The 15,703-nt window shown below is 73.5% G+C and carries 16 protein-coding genes and 1 riboswitch; of the genes, 7 read left to right on the top strand and 9 right to left on the bottom strand.

All coding sequences use genetic code 11. The features are described 5' to 3' along the window. Nucleotides 1–82: 82 nt before the first annotated feature. From OG403_RS09100 to OG403_RS09085, 4 genes are all read right to left on the bottom strand, one after another. Nucleotides 83–511 carry a hypothetical protein gene (locus OG403_RS09100; protein WP_329562986.1) on the bottom strand — a complete coding sequence of 143 codons (429 nt, stop codon included), beginning with the start codon at nucleotides 509–511 and terminating at the stop codon, nucleotides 83–85. 97 nt (nucleotides 512–608) lie between these two features. Further along, nucleotides 609–974 carry a thioredoxin gene (trxA, locus tag OG403_RS09095; protein WP_329562985.1) on the bottom strand — a complete coding sequence of 122 codons (366 nt, stop codon included), beginning with the start codon at nucleotides 972–974 and terminating at the stop codon, nucleotides 609–611. A 28-nt stretch (nucleotides 975–1,002) separates the two neighbouring features. Beyond that, nucleotides 1,003–2,433, bottom strand: a complete 1,431-nt coding sequence (locus tag OG403_RS09090) for a dihydrolipoyl dehydrogenase family protein (protein WP_329562983.1) — start codon at nucleotides 2,431–2,433, stop codon at nucleotides 1,003–1,005. 69 nt (nucleotides 2,434–2,502) lie between these two features. Continuing rightward, a complete protein-coding gene (locus OG403_RS09085; RefSeq protein ID WP_329562982.1) occupies nucleotides 2,503–3,453 on the bottom strand; it encodes a lysylphosphatidylglycerol synthase transmembrane domain-containing protein in 951 nt (316 codons plus the stop codon). Nucleotides 3,454–3,605: 152 nt separating this feature from the next. On the opposite strand from OG403_RS09085, the gene OG403_RS09080 reads away from it, so the two are divergent. From OG403_RS09080 to OG403_RS09065, 4 genes are all read left to right on the top strand, one after another. After that, complete coding sequence (locus OG403_RS09080; RefSeq protein WP_329562980.1) at nucleotides 3,606–4,253, top strand: hypothetical protein; 648 nt, start codon at nucleotides 3,606–3,608, stop codon at nucleotides 4,251–4,253. Between the two features lie 129 nt (nucleotides 4,254–4,382). Further along, the gene (locus OG403_RS09075) at nucleotides 4,383–5,207 is read left to right on the top strand and encodes a DsbA family protein (protein WP_329562978.1); all 825 of its coding nucleotides are present in this window, start codon (nucleotides 4,383–4,385) and stop codon (nucleotides 5,205–5,207) included. After that, on the top strand, nucleotides 5,204–5,848 hold the full coding sequence (locus OG403_RS09070) for a vitamin K epoxide reductase family protein (protein WP_329562977.1): 645 nt from the start codon (nucleotides 5,204–5,206) through the stop codon (nucleotides 5,846–5,848). Before OG403_RS09075 ends, OG403_RS09070 begins: the two co-directional genes overlap by 4 nt. A gap of 161 nt (nucleotides 5,849–6,009) precedes the next feature. After that, on the top strand, nucleotides 6,010–6,759 hold the full coding sequence (locus OG403_RS09065) for a DUF4232 domain-containing protein (protein WP_329562975.1): 750 nt from the start codon (nucleotides 6,010–6,012) through the stop codon (nucleotides 6,757–6,759). A gap of 171 nt (nucleotides 6,760–6,930) precedes the next feature. Here the strand turns inward: OG403_RS09065 and OG403_RS09060 are convergent, their stop codons facing one another. Further along, complete coding sequence (locus OG403_RS09060) at nucleotides 6,931–7,878, bottom strand: EamA family transporter (RefSeq protein WP_329562973.1); 948 nt, start codon at nucleotides 7,876–7,878, stop codon at nucleotides 6,931–6,933. Nucleotides 7,879–7,924: 46 nt separating this feature from the next. On the opposite strand from OG403_RS09060, the gene OG403_RS09055 reads away from it, so the two are divergent. From OG403_RS09055 to OG403_RS09045, 3 genes are all read left to right on the top strand, one after another. Beyond that, nucleotides 7,925–8,431: a MarR family winged helix-turn-helix transcriptional regulator gene (locus OG403_RS09055; protein ID WP_329562971.1), complete on the top strand. Its 507-nt coding sequence runs from the start codon at nucleotides 7,925–7,927 to the stop codon at nucleotides 8,429–8,431. A gap of 134 nt (nucleotides 8,432–8,565) precedes the next feature. Then, nucleotides 8,566–9,126, top strand: coding sequence for a sigma-70 family RNA polymerase sigma factor (locus OG403_RS09050; RefSeq protein WP_442910885.1), 561 nt, complete (start codon nucleotides 8,566–8,568; stop codon nucleotides 9,124–9,126). Continuing rightward, on the top strand, nucleotides 9,123–9,935 hold the full coding sequence (locus OG403_RS09045; protein WP_329562967.1) for a zf-HC2 domain-containing protein: 813 nt from the start codon (nucleotides 9,123–9,125) through the stop codon (nucleotides 9,933–9,935). The genes OG403_RS09050 and OG403_RS09045 overlap by 4 nt, the downstream gene beginning before the upstream one ends. A gap of 7 nt (nucleotides 9,936–9,942) precedes the next feature. On the opposite strand, the gene cobN is transcribed toward OG403_RS09045, so the two are convergent. The 4 genes from cobN to OG403_RS09025 all read right to left on the bottom strand — a co-directional run bounded on the left by cobN (nucleotide 9,943) and on the right by OG403_RS09025 (nucleotide 15,684). Continuing rightward, entirely contained in the window at nucleotides 9,943–13,563 is a 3,621-nt protein-coding gene (gene cobN / locus OG403_RS09040; protein WP_329562966.1) for a cobaltochelatase subunit CobN, read from the bottom strand. A gap of 29 nt (nucleotides 13,564–13,592) precedes the next feature. After that, a riboswitch (cobalamin riboswitch) is annotated at nucleotides 13,593–13,717 on the bottom strand. A gap of 122 nt (nucleotides 13,718–13,839) precedes the next feature. Further along, the gene (locus OG403_RS09035; protein ID WP_329562964.1) at nucleotides 13,840–14,556 is read right to left on the bottom strand and encodes a hypothetical protein; all 717 of its coding nucleotides are present in this window, start codon (nucleotides 14,554–14,556) and stop codon (nucleotides 13,840–13,842) included. Between the two features lie 228 nt (nucleotides 14,557–14,784). After that, on the bottom strand, nucleotides 14,785–15,204 hold the full coding sequence (locus OG403_RS09030) for a VOC family protein (protein WP_329562963.1): 420 nt from the start codon (nucleotides 15,202–15,204) through the stop codon (nucleotides 14,785–14,787). 39 nt (nucleotides 15,205–15,243) lie between these two features. Continuing rightward, nucleotides 15,244–15,684 (bottom strand): helix-turn-helix transcriptional regulator, encoded by a 441-nt coding sequence (locus OG403_RS09025; protein ID WP_329562961.1) that lies wholly within the window; start codon nucleotides 15,682–15,684, stop codon nucleotides 15,244–15,246. Nucleotides 15,685–15,703: the final 19 nt, after the last annotated feature.

Below are 15,703 nucleotides of genomic sequence, written 5' to 3'. Positions count from 1 at the left end.
GCGACGCCTGACGAGAATGAGCACGTCCACCAGGTTAGTTGGCCGGGGGCGGTGGGTGGGTTGTGACTTGCATGACAGGCGATTATGCGGGCGGGTCCTGGAGCCCGTCGATGACCAGATCGGCCAGACGTACCTGGTACCAGACGTCGGTGCTGTCACCGGCCGCCCACTGCTCGGTGAGGACCACCGTCGAGTGGCCGGCTCCGCTGCCCTCGTACCGCACCGACCAGGCGTTCGGTACGTTTTGGGAGCGGAAGACCGGGTCGGCCTGGTGCGAGTCGGCCCACGCGTCCAGCTCGTTGTTGAGCTCCGTGGTGAGGAACTCGTGCCGGACTCTGCCGGGCTCCGTGCTGGGATTCGGGCCCAGTACGGCGTCCCGGTACTGGCTGAAAAACGTGTTTACCTGGTCCTCGGCCCGGGTCTGCCGCGGCGCCGCGTCGGCGGGAGCGGCGAGCAGTCCGGCGAGGGCGAGGGCGGAGACCGCGGCGACGGCGGTGCGCATGGGGAACATCCGCCCATTCTGTGGGCGCCCGGTCACCGTCCGTGAGTTGGCACGCTGGCCCACGCGGGAAGTCGACCGACTCGACTTCCCGCGCGGGCCAGCGTGCCTACTGCGCCTGCTCTGCGGCGATCTTCGCCCGCACCTCGTCCATGTCCAGCTGCTTCGCCTGCTGGATCAGGTCCTCCAGCGCGGCCGGCGGCAGCGCGCCCGCCTGCGCGAAGATCATCACGTTCTCCCGGATGATCGCCAGGGTCGGGATCGAGGTGATGTCGAAGGCGGCCGCCAGCTCCTGCTGCGCCTCGGTGTCGACCTTGCCGAAGACGAGGTCCGGGTGGGCCTCGGCGGCCTTGTCGTAGACCGGGGCGAAGCTACGGCAGGGACCGCACCAGGACGCCCAGAAATCGATCAGGACGAACGAGTCCGTGTTGACGACCTCGTTGAAGTTGTCCTTGGTGAGTTCCACGGTAGTCATGCCGGGCTCAACCACCCCCGCCACCCGGCTATTCCGAGTCCCGGTAGGTCTCCAGCAGCCGCAGCCAGATCTCGCTGACCGTCGGGTAGGCCGGCACCGCGTGCCAGAGCCGGTCGATCGGCACCTGGCCGACCACCGCGACGGTGGCCGCGTGCAGCAGCTCGCCCACCCCCGGGCCGGCGAAGGTGACCCCGAGCAGCACCTGGCGGTCCAGGTCGACCACCATCCGGGCCCGCCCCTGGTAGTCGTCGGCGGCCAGCGAGGCGCCCGCCACCCGGCCCAGCTCGTAGTCGACCACCTTGACCCGGTACCCGGCCTGCCGGGCCTCCTCGGCCGACAGCCCGACGGCGGCCACCTCCGGCTCGGTGAAGATCACCTGCGGCACCGCGGCCAGGTCGGCGGTGGCCGTGTGCGGACCCCAGGGCGCCGGGTCGAGGGCCCGCCCCAGCGCCCGCGCGGCGATCGCGGCGCCCGCGATCCGGCTCTGGTACTTGCCCTGGTGGGTGAGGAGCGCGCGGTGGTTGACGTCACCGGCCGCGTACAGCCAGTCGCCCTCGACGCCGCGCACCGCGCAGTGGTCGTCCACCGCCAGCCAGTCACCGTCGCGCAGGCCGACGGTGCCCAGGCCCAGCCCCTCGGTGCGCGGCGCCCGGCCGGTGGCGTAGAGCAGTTCCTCGGCGGCCAGCTCGGTGCCGTCGTCGAGCCGGACGGTCACCACCGCGCCGTCCCGCTCGACCGCCGCCACCTGCGCGCCCAGGCGCACCGTGACGCCCGCCGCGCGCAGCCCGGCCGCCACCAACTCGCCCGCGAACGGCTCCAGCCGCGGCAGCAGGCCGCCGCCGCGGACCAGCAGGGTGACCCGGGAGCCGAGCGCCTGCCAGGCCGTCGCCATCTCGACCCCGACCACCCCGCCGCCCACCACCAGCAGCCGGTCCGGTGCGGCCTTGGCGCTGGTCGCCTCCCGGCTGGTCCACGGCCGGGCGGCGGCCAGCCCGGGGACCCCGGCGGGCAGCACGGCCCGGGAGCCGGTGCAGACCGCGACCGCGTGCCGGGCGGTCAGCACCCGCTCGCCGCCCTCCGGGGTGCGCACCAGCACTCGCCGCACGCCGTCCAGCCGGCCCTCGCCGCGCACCAGCTCGGCGCCGGTCCCGGCCACCCAGGCGGCCTGCCCGTCGTCCTTCCAGTGCGAGGCGAAGGAGTCCCGGCGGGCCAGCACGGCCGCCGCGTCCAACCGCCCGGTGGCGGCCTCGCGGGAGCCGGCCACCGCGCGGGCGGCGGCGAGCGCGGCCGGCGGGCGCAGCAGCGCCTTGCTCGGCATGCAGGCCCAGTACGAGCACTCGCCGCCGACCAGCTCGCTCTCCACCAGGGCGGTGCTCAGCCCGGCGGCCCGGGTCCGGGCGGCCAGGTTCTCGCCGGTCGGCCCGGCGCCCAGCACGATGACGTCGTACTCGGTGGTCATGCGTTCTCCCTCGGGGGTGGCTGACGTTCTGTCAGCCATCCTGCGGCACCGGGAGCGCGAAAAGTTGACTCAGAGCGCCTTGCGGCGTTGCAGCAGCCCGAAGGCGGCCCAGCCCGGCAGGACCGGCAGCAGCAGCGTGATCAGCCGGAACAGCACCACCGGCGCGTACGCCTGCGCGTTGCCGATCCCGGTGGTGGCCGACAGCAGGGCCGCGGTGGTGACCTCCACTCCGACCACGCCGCCCGGCGTCGGCGTCACCGAGCCCAGCGCGTTGCCGAGCAGGTAGGCGACCGCCACGGCGGCGAAGCTCGCGGCCAGGCCGGTGGCCCGCACGCAGCAGTAGAGGCAGCTCACCATGGTCATCGAGATCACCAGCTGCCCGAGCACCCCGCCGGCCAGTCGGCCCGGGTGGCGCGCCAGGTCCCGCAGCCGGCGCAGCGAGCCCTCGGTCAACGGCCGCAGCCGGGCCAGCGCCCAGCGCCGCGGTCCGGGCACCGCCAGTAGCGCGAGGGCCGACGCGCCCAGCAGCCCGGCGCCGGCCAGCGCGATCAGCTCGCCGACGCCGTTCGCGTGGTGGCCCGGCTGGAAACCGGTGAGCCAGAGGAAGACGGCCAGCTGCGCCATGTGCAGCACCAGCCCGAGCAGTTGCCCGGCCCCGACGCTGGAGGCCGCCGGGCCAGGCGCGATCCCGGCCCGCAGCAGCAGCCGGGTGTTGAGCGCCAGCCCGCCGAAGCCGCCGGGCGCGACCAGCTTCACGAAGGAGCCGGCGAGCTGGGCCAGCGCCGCCCGCACGAAGCCGATCCGCTCCGGCACGAACCCGAGGAACCCGATGGTCGCCGCCGGGTAGCTGGCCGCCATCGCCAGCAGCGCGAGCAGCGACCAGCCCGGATCGGCGCTCAGCACCAGGTGCACCGGGTCGACCTTCGAGTGGGTGCCCTGGAAGTAGAGCAGCACGGCGAAGACCAGCGCGCCCGCCACCATGATCGCGGTGCGCGGCCTGACCCACCCCGGCCTGCGCACCTGTCGTGTCTGCGATATCCCCGTTGTCACAGCCGCATGCTCCCACGTCAACCTTGAGTGACGCCGGAGACTTTTGTCAGAGAGGGCCTAAGGGATTCCTCACGTTCCGCACCCTCGTGCTCGCTCAGCAGCGCATGGCATACTCCGAAACCGTGACCACCTGCCGCCTGACCCGGACGCTGCGCGCGATGCTCTTCGCCGCGCTGGCCGTTCCGCTGTCCGCGGCCGGTCATGTGGTCGTCACCGGGCAGCCGTTGCCGCTGACCGTGGTGCTGGCGGCCGGTGCGGGCGTCTTCCTGCTGGCCGCGGTGCTGGCCGGCAGCGACCGAGGCTTCCTGCAGATCGCCGCGCTGCTGCTGCCGGTGGAGCTGCTGCTCAACACCACGTTCAACCTCGGGCAGCAGACCTGTGACCGGCCCGTGCACCACAGTGGCGGCGGCCTGGACCTGATGGTCTGCGGCGGCGGCCAGGTGGGCAGCGGTACGGGCGGGCTCTCGCTGGCCCCGACGCTGCTCGAAGTGGTGCTGCTGGTCGTGCAGGCGGTGGTCACCGTGCTCGCCGCGTTCTGCCTGCGGCTGGCCGACGCGGCCCTGGTGGGGCTGCCCGAACTGGTCGGCGCGCTGGCCGCGCTGTCCCCCGGGGCGCTGCGCGCGCTGCTGCTGATCGCCCCGCTGCCGGCCCGTCCGGCGCCCGGGGTCGCGTTGCCCGAGCCCCGGCCGGAGCACGCGCCCACCGAGGACCTGCCGCTCGCACCCTCCCGCCGCCGCGGTCCGCCGGCGTCCTTCGCGCTCGCCTGCTGAGCCCCTCCCGCCGCCTCGCGGCGGGCAGCCGGGCCGGCGGTGTGCGCCGCCGACGCCCACCTCCAGCTTGCTAGCGTCCGGCCCGCCCCTCGCGCGGTGCCGTCTGACGCGGACAGGACCGACACACCCATGAGCAACAAGCAGAACAAGTCCCAGCAGTCGTACGAGCAGAAGAGCGCCGACCGCCGCGCGAAGCTGCACGAGGCCCGGCTGCGCGAGCAGCGGGCCGAGAAGACGCGCCGCCGGATCGTCATCGGCGCCTCGGTGGCGGTGGTGCTGGCCCTCTGCGGTGGGGTGGCGATCGCCGTGAACAGTGGCGGCGGCCACAGCGGCGGCAGTTCGGCCGCGAGCGCCCCGGTGGTCGTCCCGGCCAACACGACTGGCCCGAACGGTCTGGTGATCACCTACGGCAAGGCCGACGCCGCGCACACGCTGGACGTCTACGAGGACTTCCGCTGCCCGATCTGCAAGAAGTTCGAGACCTCCGACGGCCAGACCGTGCAGCAACTGGCCGACAACGGCACGTACAAGATCCAGTACCACATGGCCGCGTTCCTGGACGACAACCTGGGCGGCAAGGGCTCGATCCAGGCGCTGGCGGCGGCCGGTGCGGCGCTGAACCAGAGCGCGGACGACTTCAAGAAGTTCCACGACGCGCTCTACGCGAACCAGCCGAGCGAGGAGACCGACGGCTACGGCGACGTCAACACCCTGCTCAACGTGGCCGGCCAGGTGCCGGGGCTGAAGACCGACGCCTTCGTCAACGCGGTCAAGGCGGGCACCTACCTGCCCTGGGCGCAGAAGGTGGCCGCCGCCTTCAACACCAGCGGAGTGACCGGCACCCCGACCATGAAGCTGGACGGCAAGGCGCTGACCCTCTTCGACAGCCAGGGCAACCCGATCACCGCCGACCAGTACACCGCGTTGATCCAGCAGACAACGGGGACCAAGTGACCACCGCCGGCGAGATCGAGGGGACGGCGGCGGCCGAGGAGATCGCGGCCCGGCCCGACCCGGGCCGCGCGTTCGCCTGGCTGCTGCTGATCGCCGGCGCGATCGGCCTGGCCGCCTCGGCCGTGCTGACCATCGACAAGATCCACCTGCTGCAGAACCCGCACACCGTCCTCAACTGCAACATCAACCCGATCATCGCCTGCGGTTCGGTGATGACCAGCCACCAGGCCTCGGTGTTCGGGTTCCCGAACTCGCTGATCGGCCTGGTCGGTTTCGGGGTGGTGCTGGCGATCGCCACCGGGGTGCTGGCGGGTGCCCGGTACCGCCGCTGGTACTGGCTGGGCCTGCAGTTCGGGACGGTGTTCGCGCTGGTCCTGATCCACTGGCTGATGAGCCAGTCGCTCTACTCGATCGGTGCGCTCTGCCCGTACTGCATGGGCGTCTGGGCGGTGACCATCGCGCTCTTCTGGTACACCACGCTGGCCAACCTGCGCACCGGGGTGATCCCGGTCGGGGAGCGGATGAAGCCGGTGGTGCGGGAGTTGAACCGGTACCACTGGGTGGTTCCGGTGCTCTGGTACGCCGTGATCGCGCTGATGATCCTGGGGCGGTTCTGGTACTACTGGAAGACCCTTCTCTGACCGGCGCGTTGTGCGCCGGGGCACGCGAGTGTGGTCCCGGGCGGCGCCGTCACGGTGCTGCCCGGGTTCTGCCACAGCTCTGTATCAGAGCGGATTGTGCGGCCCGACAGGGGCAAGACTGAAGCCTGACAGGCTGATTTGCCCGGCGAAGGAGGAGCACCATGTCCCGCAGGCCCGCTCGGACCTCGATAGCAACCGCCACCCTGGTGGCCGCGGCGGCGACGCTCGCCCTGGTCGGTTGCTCCTCGTCGTCGTCGCCGTCGGCGAGCGGCCAGGGCTCGTCGGCGCCGGCCGCCGCCGGAAGCGCCGGGTCGAGCGCGCCCGGCTCGTCCTCCTCGACGACCGGCGGGTCCTCCGCCACGACCGGCGGGTCCTCCTCGACGACCGGCGGGTCCGGGACGGCCACGACGCCCGGTGGCTCGGCGGGTACCGGTGCGCCCGGTACCTCCGGCGCCGCGCCCGTCTCCGCCTCGACGCCGGACGCGCCCGCCGGTCCGGGGGCCTGCACCAGCAGCGACCTGAGCGTCGCGCAGAGCGGCGCGGGCATCGGTGCCGGCCAGTACTACTCCACCCTGGTCTTCACCAACACCTCCAGCCACAGCTGTACGCTCGCCGGCTACCCGGGCGTCTCCTATGTCGCCACCGCGGGGCAGCAGTCCGGCAATCCCGCCACCCGCACCGGTGAGCCCTACACCACCGTGACGCTGGCCCCGAAGGGCACCGCGAAGGCCACCCTGCACGACGCCAACGGCGTGGGCGGCTACGACCCGACCCAGTGCCAGCTCAGCCCCGCCCAGGGCCTGCGGATCTACCCGCCCGGCGAGAAGGCCTCGCTCTTCCTGCCCTGGCAGACCCAGCACTGCGCGGGCCCGACCATCCATTCGCTGACCATCGGCCCGATCACCTCCTGACGGTTGACCTCCTGGCGGTTGACTTCCTGACCGGGGCGGGCGCGCTACCAGGGCGCACGCTCGGGGAGCGCACCGGTCCTCACGCACCGCAGCAGCAGGCCCGCGCCGGGTGGTGCGACGAATCACTCGTCGCACCAACCGGCGCGGGCCTGCTGCCGTCGCCGGACCCGGTCAGCTCACCGTGGAGTGGGGCCGCTGCTCCTGCACCGGCTCGGCGTCCGCGAAGTCGACCTCCGGGAGTTCGGCGCCCGGGAGTCCGGCCTTGCGCCTCGGTTGCGTCTGGGCGATCACCAGCGCGGCCAGGATGACCAGCGCGCCGAGCAGTTGGACGGGCGTCAGGTGCTGGCCGAGGGCGAGCCAGCCGACCACGGTGGCGACCAGCGGGGAGAGCAGGCCCAGGAAGGTGACCTGGGTCGGCGCCAGCGCACGCAGGCCGCGGAACCAGAGCGCGTAGGCGACCGCGGCGCCGATCAGGGTCAGGTAGCCGTAGCCGAGCAGGTTGCGCTCGGAGAGCGCGTGCGGCGGCGGGCCCTCGACCAGCAGGGAGAGCGGGAGCAGCAGCAGCCCGCCGGCGACCAACTGCCAGCCGGTGGTGGCCAGCAGCGGTGCGGGGGAGGGCCAGCGCTTGCTGAGCACCACGCCGGTCGCCATCACCACCGCGCTGCCGATCGCCGCCAGGATGCCCAGCCAGTCCAGCCGGGCACCGGCCTGCAGCACCAGCAGGCTCACCCCGGCCACCCCGGCGAGTCCGGTCAGCACCGTGCGCAGCCGCAGCCGCTCGCCCAGCAGGCCCGCCGACAGGGCGGCGACCAGCAGGGGTTGCAGCGCGCCGATGGTCGCGGCCACCCCGCCGGGCAGCCGGTAGGCGGCGACGAAGAGCAGCGCGAAGAAGGCGCCGATGTTGAGCGCGCCGAGCAGCAGCGCGCGCCACCACCACACGCCGTGCGGCAGCCGCCGGGTCACCGCGACCAGCAGCAGTCCGGCCGGCAGGGCGCGGACGGTGGCGGCGAGCAACGGGCGGTCGGGCGGCAGGAACTGGGTGGTCACGTAGTAGGTGGTCCCCCAGACGGCGGGGGCCAGGGCGGTCAGCAGGACGGTACCCGATCGGTCTCTTAGCACTAAGATAAAGTATCTCAGCGCTAAGAGATTGGCTAGTCTTCTCGGCATGACGGATACGACCGGCGGGGACCACGCGGACCTCGTCCTCGCCCAGTGGGCCCGGCAGCGCCCCGACCTCGACGTCTCGCCGATGGCGGTGATCGGCCGGCTCACCCGGCTCACCCGCCTGATCGAGGGCGAGTTGCGCCGCACCTTCGCCACGCACGGCCTGGACATGGCCGGCTTCGACGTGCTCGCCACCCTGCGGCGCAGCGACCCGCCGCACCGGCTCACCCCGGCCGAGCTGATGCGGGCGGCGATGGTCACCTCCGGTGCGGTCAGCCAGCGCCTGGAGAAGCTGGAGGAGCGCGGTCTGGTCACCCGCCGGCCCAGCGCGACCGACGGCCGGGTGGTGCACGTCGAGCTGACCGAGCAGGGGCGGGCCCTGGTCGACCGGGCGCTGCCCGACCATCTGGCCACCGAGCGGCGGCTGCTGGCCGCCCTGGACGCGCCAGGGCGGGCGGAGCTCGCGGGCGCGCTGCGCGAACTGCTGCTGGCGCTGGGGGACGAGTGACCGGGCACCCTCTCCCGCCGCGTTGATCTCCTGCCGCATTGATCTCCTGCCGCATTGATCTCCCGCCGCGTTGAACGGTGGCGCCGTTCGGTGCGTACCCCTGGTCGGCAGGCGGTGTCCGACCGGAGGTTGTGGTGCGCCAGGATGACCTCGTGACCGATGAACCCCGCAGTCGCCGCGGCGCGGCGGGTGCCGACGAGGAGCTGATCCGAGCCCTCTACCGGGACCACGCGGGCCCGCTCCTCGGCTTCGTGCTGCACCTGGTCGGCGGCGACCGGCAGCGTGCCGAGGACGTGGTCCAGGAGACCCTGGTGCGCGCCTGGAAGCACGCCGACCGGCTGGACGCGGCGGCGGGATCGGTGCGGCCCTGGCTGGTCACGGTGGCCCGGCGGATCGTCATCGACGACCACCGGCGGTCCGTCGCCCGGCCGCCGGAGACCGACGCGGCGCCGCTGGAGCTGCTCCCCGCCGCGGACGAACTGGACCGGGCGCTGCGGCTGATGGCGATCACCGACGCACTCGGCGCGGTCACCGAGGCGCACCGGGAGGTGATCGCGCAGACCTACCTCAAGGGCCGCACGGTCGCCGAGGCGGCGGCCGAACTGGGCATTCCGGAAGGTACGGTGAAGTCGCGGATCTTCTACGCGCTGCGGTCGCTGAAGATCGCGCTGGAGGAACGGGGAGTGACGTCGTGACAGCGCCCCAGGGTCCCTGGGACCCGCCGGCCGGGCCGGACCGGCATCTGGAGGCCGGTGCCTACGTCCTCGGCGTGCTCGACGCGGCGGACCGGGCGCGCTTCGAGGAGCATCTGGCGGACTGCCCCAGGTGCGCCGAGGAGGTCGCCTCACTGGGCGAACTGGAGCCGCTGCTGGCCGAGTTCAAGGCCGACGGCGCGGCGGTCGGCGCATCCGCCGCCGGTCCGCTGCCGCTCGGTCCGCTGCCGTTCGACCCGTTGCCGCTCGATCCGCCGCCGCTCGCGGCGCTGCTCGCCGAGGCCGCCGCCACCCGCCGCCGCGCCCGGGTGCGGCGGCGCTGGCTGGTGGCGGTGGCGGCGGTGCTGGTACTCGGCGGCCCGGCCGTCACGGCGGCCGTGCTGGCCTCGGCCCCGGTGGCCGGCGCGCCGTCCGCCGCCGCGGTCGAGCACCGCGCCACCGCCGCGACCGGGGTCGCCGCGACCGTCGCGGTGACCCCGACGGCCTGGGGCAGCGCGATCACCCTGCGGCTCACCGGGGTCGGCGGACCGCGCAGCTGTGACCTGGTGGCCGTCTCGGCCCAGGGCGCGAGCCAGACGGTCACCAGCTGGACCGTCCCGCCGGCCGGCTACGGGCCCGACTCCCCGGCCCAGGATCAGGCCCAGGACCGGGCCCAGGGTCAGAGCCAGTCGGGCCCGCAGTTGCAGACCTCGGGCGGCACCGGCTTCCAGCCGGGCGAGATCAGCCACTTCGAGGTCCGCGACCTGGCGAGCGGTCAGCTGCTGATCTCGGTTCCGGCGGACGGAAGCTGACGTAGCGTCAGGCCTGGCTGTCGGCGCCCTCCTCCAGGTCGCCCTCCGCCTCCAGGAAGGCGGCCTGCAGCTCGGCCAGCAGGGCGGGGTCCGGCTCGGCCCACATCCCGCGCTCGGCCGCCTCCAGCAGCCGCTCGCTGATCCCGTGCAGCGCCCAGGGGTTGGCCTCGGTGAGGAACTCGCGGTTCACCGGGTCCAGCACGTACTCCTGGGTCAGCCGCTCGTACATCCAGTCCGCGACCACGCCGGTGGTGGCGTCGTAGCCGAACAGGTAGTCGACCGTCGCGGCCATCTCGAAGGCGCCCTTGTAGCCGTGCCGGCGCATCGCCTCCAGCCAGCGCGGGTTGACCACCCGGGCCCGGAAGACCCGGGCCGCCTCCTCGGTCAGGGTGCGGGTCTTCACCGTCTCCGGGCGGGTCGAGTCGCCGATGTAGGCGGCGGGCGCCGAGCCGGTCAGTGCCCGGACGGTGGCCACCATGCCGCCGTGGTACTGGAAGTAGTCGTCCGAGTCGGCGATGTCGTGCTCGCGGGTGTCGGTGTTCTTGGCAGCGACGGTGATCCGCTTGTAGGCGGTCTCCATCTCCTCGCGGGCCGGCCGCCCGTCCAGGCCCCGGCCGTAGGCGTAGCCGCCCCAGACCGTGTAGACCTCCGCGAGGTCGGCGTCGGTGCGCCAGTCGCGGCTGTCGATCAGCTGCAGCAGGCCGGCCCCGTAGGTGCCCGGACGGGAGCCGAACACCCGCACGGTGGCCCGGCGTTCGTCCCCGTGCTCGGCCAGGTCGGCCTGCACGTGGGCCCGCACGAAGTTGTCCTCGTCGGCCTCCTGCTGGGCCGCCGCGAGCCGCACCGCGTCGTCCAGCAGGGCGACCACGTGCGGGAAGGCGTCGCGGAAGAAGCCGGAGATGCGCAGCGTCACATCGACGCGCGGGCGGCCGAGTTCGGCCAGCGGGATCGGCTCCAGGCCGGTGACCCGGCGGGAGGCGTCGTCCCAGACCGGGCGGATGCCGAGCAGCGCGAAGGCCTCGGCGATGTCGTCGCCGGCGGTGCGCATCGCGCTGGTGCCCCAGAGCGAGAGGCCCACCGAGGGCGGCACCGCGCCGTCGTTGTCGGCCCGGTAACGGGCGACCAGCGATTCGGCCAGCGCCTGCCCGGTCTCCCAGGCGAGCCGGCTGGGCACCGCCTTCGGGTCCACCGAGTAGAAGTTGCGCCCGGTCGGCAGCACGTTGACCAGCCCGCGCAGCGGCGAGCCGGACGGCCCGGCCGGCACGAAGCCGCCCTTCAGCGCGTGGATCACGGCGTCCAACTCGTCGGTGGTGGCGGCGAGTCGGGGGATCAGCTGGCGGGCGGCGAAGTCCAGCACCTCGGCCACGGCCACCGGGTGCCCGGCGGCGACCTTCTCGACGGCCTCCGGCGCCCAGTCGGCGGCCTCCATCGCCTCGATCAGCTCGCGCGCCTTCGCCTCGGCGGCGTCGGTGGCGCCCAGCGTCAGGGCCGCCTCGTCCAGCCCGAGGGCCTCCCGCAGACCCGGCAACGCGCTGACACCGCCCCAGATCTGACGGGCCCTCAGGATCGAGAGCACCAGGTTGACCCGGGCCTCGCCGCTCGGCGCCTCGCCCAGCACGTGCAGGCCGTCGCGGATCTGCGCGTCCTTCACCTCGCAGAGCCAGCCGTCGACGTGCAGCAGGAAGTCGTCGAAGCCGTCGTCCTCGGGGCGCTCCTCCAGGCCGAGGTCGTGGTCGAGCCGGGCGGCCTGGATCAGGGTCCAGATCTGCGCCCGGATGGCCGGCAGCTTGGCCGGGTCCATCGCGGCGATGTTGGAGTGCTCGTCGAGCAGTTGCTCCAGCCGGGCGATGTCACCGTAGGAGTCGGCGCGGGCCATCGGCGGCACCAGGTGGTCGACCAGGGTGGCGTGCGCGCGGCGCTTGGCCTGGGTGCCCTCGCCCGGGTCGTTGACCAGGAACGGGTAGATCAGCGGCAGGTCGCCGAGCGCCGCGTCCGGCCCGCACTCGGCGGAGAGCGCGGAGGTCTTGCCGGGCAGCCACTCCAGGTTGCCGTGCTTGCCCAGGTGCACCACGGCGTCGGCGCCGAAGCCGCCGTCCGCCTGTGCGGCGGCGATCCAGCGGTAGGCGGCCAGGTAGTGGTGGCTCGGCGGCAGGTCGGGGTCGTGGTAGATGGCCACCGGGTTGGCGCCGAAGCCGCGCGGCGGCTGGACCAGCACCAGCAGGTTGCCCGCGCGCAGCGCGGCCAGCACGAGGTCGCCGTCCGGGTTCCGGCTGCGGTCCAGGTAGAGCTCGCCGGGCGCCGGACCCCAGTGCTCCTCGACCCGCTCGCGCAGCGCGGCGGGCAGTTCGGCGTACCAGCGGCGGTAGTCGGCGGCGGGGATGCGCACCGGGTTGCGGGCCAGCTGGTCCTCGGTGAGCCAGTCCTGGTCGTAACCACCGGCGTCGATCAGCGCCTTGATCAGCGCGTCACCCTCGTGCTCGCCCTCGACGGGCTCCATCCCCGGGAAGCCCTCGCCCAGCTCCCAGCCCTCGTCGCGCAGGCGGCGCAGCAGGCGGGCCCCGCTGGCCGGGGTGTCCAGGCCGACCGCGTTGCCGACCCGGGCGTGCTTGGTCGGGTAGGCGGAGAGCACCACGGCCAACCGCCGCTCGGCGGCGGGTATGTGGCGCAGCCGGGCGTGCCGGACCGCGATCCCGGCCACCCGGGCGCAGCGCTCGGGGTCGGCGACGTAGACGGTCAGCCCGTCCTCGTCCAGCTCCTTGAAGGAGAACGGCACGGTGATCAGCCGCCCGTCGAACTCCGGCACCGCGACCTGGGTGGCGGTGTCCAGCGGGGAGAGGCCGTCGTCGCTGGACTGCCAGGTCTCGCGCGACCAGGTCAGGCAGAGCGCCTGAAGGATCGGCCGGTCCAGTGCGGCCAGTGCGCCCGCGTCCCAGGCCTCCTCGTCGCCGCCCGCCTGCGCGTCGGCGGGCCGGGTGCCGCCGGCCGCCAGCACGGTGGTCACGATGGCGTCGGCGCTGCCGAGTTCGGCCAGCAGCTCGGCGGGCGCACCGCGCAGCGAGGAGCAGTAGAGCGGCTTGGCCCGCCCGCCCGCGTCCTCGATCGCGGCGCAGAGCGAGTCGACGAAGGCGGTGTTGCCGCTCATGTGGTGCGCGCGGTAGTAGAGGACGGCCACCAGCGGGCCTTCGGCGCGGCGGGCGGTGCGCTCCAGCGGGCCCCAGTCGGGCGCGGAGGCGGGCGGCGCGAAGCCGTGCCCGGTGAGCAGCACGGTGTCGGAGAGGAAGGCGGCCAGCTCGGCCAGGTTGGCGGCGCCGCCGTGCGCGAGGTAGGCGTGCGCCTCGGCCGCCAGGCCCGCCGGGACGGTGGACAGCTCCATCAGCTGCGCGTCCGGCGCCTGCTCGCCGCTGAGCACGATCACCGGGCGCGGCCCGGCGAGCAGCGCATCCAGGCCCTGCTGCCAGGCGCGTCGGCCGCCGAGCAGCCGGACCACCACCAGGTCGGTGCCGTCCAGCAGCTCCGGCAGGTCCTCGGCGCGCAGCCGGGCCGGGTTGCCCAGGCGGTAGGGGACCGGCCCGGCGCTGGCGCGGGCCGAGAGCAGGTCGGTGTCGGAGGTGGAGAGCAGCAGGATCACGCGGCTGGCCTTCCTCGGGGTCCGCGCCCCGGGTGCTGGGGGAGACGGCGGGAGTTCCTGGCTCCCAAGGCCCGTTGAGCCCTGGTCACAGTGGCGGGACCGCACCGGTGTCGCACCGGTTTCCTCCCCTGACGCCGTCTCGGGCGTGAGCGGACCAGGCGGCCCACCCGGCGGACATCCTAACGGGCACCCGACGGCGCGAAGGCGGTGCGGGGAGCGCGCACCAGCGCACTCTCCGCACCGCCTCGAGGCCGGCTCAGCCGCCGGCCCTGCGGACTACTTCCAGGTCAGCCCCTTCTCCAGCGAGAAGGGCTCGCCCCAGTACTGGGCCGTCGTGATCTTCACCGCGGGCGACGGTGCGAGCACCACCGCGCAGCCCTGGGCGGTCTGGCCGTTGGTGAAGCCGCTGGGCAGCGAGTCGGTCTTGCACTTGTCGAACTCGCCGATCACCATCACGTCCTGGCCCTGGGTGCCGTCCGGCAGCAGGCCGGTCATGTGGTCCACGGTGCTGAACGAGAGGTCGGTGCTGCCGACGTTCTTGATCGTGTAGCGGATGTAGTACGGGATCTTGCCGGAGACCTGGTCGCCCAGCTTCAGCGAGGCCAGGTCGGCGGGGTCGCCCGCCTCGATCGTGGTGACGGTCAGCGCGATGGTGCCCTTGGTGTCCCCGTAGACGAACGGGAGCTGCGCGGTCTGACCGATCTTGAAGCTCTGCCCGGCCGTGGCCACCTTCCCGTCGTCGCCGCCACCGCCCGTGTCGGCGGTGGCGGTCGGCGCGGCCGACGTGGTCGGCTTGGCCGCCTTGGTCGCGCCGCCGCTCGCCGGTGCGCTCGGCTTGGCGGTGGTGTCCTTGAACCCGCCGCTCGCCGCGGCGCTGGCGGGCGGCGTGGTGCTGGTGACCTCGTCCGGACCGCAGCCGGTCAGCGCGAAGACGCCGACGGTGGCCAGTCCGATCATGCCGCGGACAGCCTTGGTGCTGCTGATGGTGCTCATGAAGTTATGCCCCGTTGTTTGCCATGGGCCGTCAGCGGACGACCGTGTAGGCATAGTTGATAGCGCAACAGGACCGGTCGACTCCACTCGGCAGCCCCGTTCGTGACGGAGACCACGGCATTCGTTACGGCGTGCGCCGATCCCTCACAGGTCCCCCGCGGCATGGCCACGACAGCGCCCGGCCGACCCGCTCTCGGGTCGGCCGGGCGCGGCTGCCGCTCGACGGCGTCACATCGGGGCGAGCTGGGTGAGCCGGATGTTGTTGCCGGACGGGTCGCGGAAGCCGCAGTCGCGCCCGTAGGGCTGGTCGGTCGGCTTCTCGTTGAACTCCACGCCGCGCGCCGACAGCTCCTGGTACGCGGCGTCGCAGTCGTCGGTGGTCAGGAAGACCGAGCCGGCGCCGCCCTTGGCGGTCAGTTCGCGGATCTGCGCCTGGGTGTCCGCGTCGAAGACCGGCGCGCCGGGCACGGCCATCAGCACGAGCGAGACGTCCGGCTGGCCGACCGGGCCGACCGTGAGCCAGCGGAAGTCGCCCATCTCCGGCACGGTGACGTCGGACCGGACCTCCATGCCCACCTTCTGCGTGTAGAAGGCGAGCGCCTCGTCCTGGTCGTGGACCCAGAGCTGTGCGGTGGCGATCTTGATCATCGGGTTTTCTCCTGGTCCGTGTTGCTTGCGGCGGTAATGTCACGCTATGTCGCCACCGGTGGCGCCGTCTTCTCGAAACGTGCGGTGTTGCGGACGCCCGTAGGCCCGGCGCACGCAGCCCGGCACGATCGCGTGCGCGGCGGCCGGCGGGAAGGCGGCCCGGTAGGCGGCGGGGGCCAGCCCGTACATCCGCGTGAAGCTGGTGGTGAACGAGCCCAGGCTGGTCAGCCCCACGTCGCAGCAGATGCCGGCGATCGGGTGGTCGGTGGTGCGCAGCAGGGCAGCGGCCCGCTCCAGCCGCCGGGTGAGCAGGTACACGTGCGGTGACTCCCCGAACGCGCGGCGGAACTCCCGGCTGAAGTGCGCCCGGGAGAGCCCGGCCGCAGCCGCCAGCTCGGCGACGCCGAGCGGCTCGGCGTACCGGGCGTCGACCAGGTCCTTGGCGCGCAGCAGATGGCGCGCGGGGGGAAGGTGGGCCACGGAATTCAGCCTAGTGAGG

The sequence above is a fragment of the Kitasatospora sp. NBC_01266 genome, from assembly GCF_036242395.1.
GTDB lineage: Bacteria > Actinomycetota > Actinomycetes > Streptomycetales > Streptomycetaceae > Kitasatospora.
This window is presented reverse-complemented; position numbering and strand designations above follow the sequence as displayed.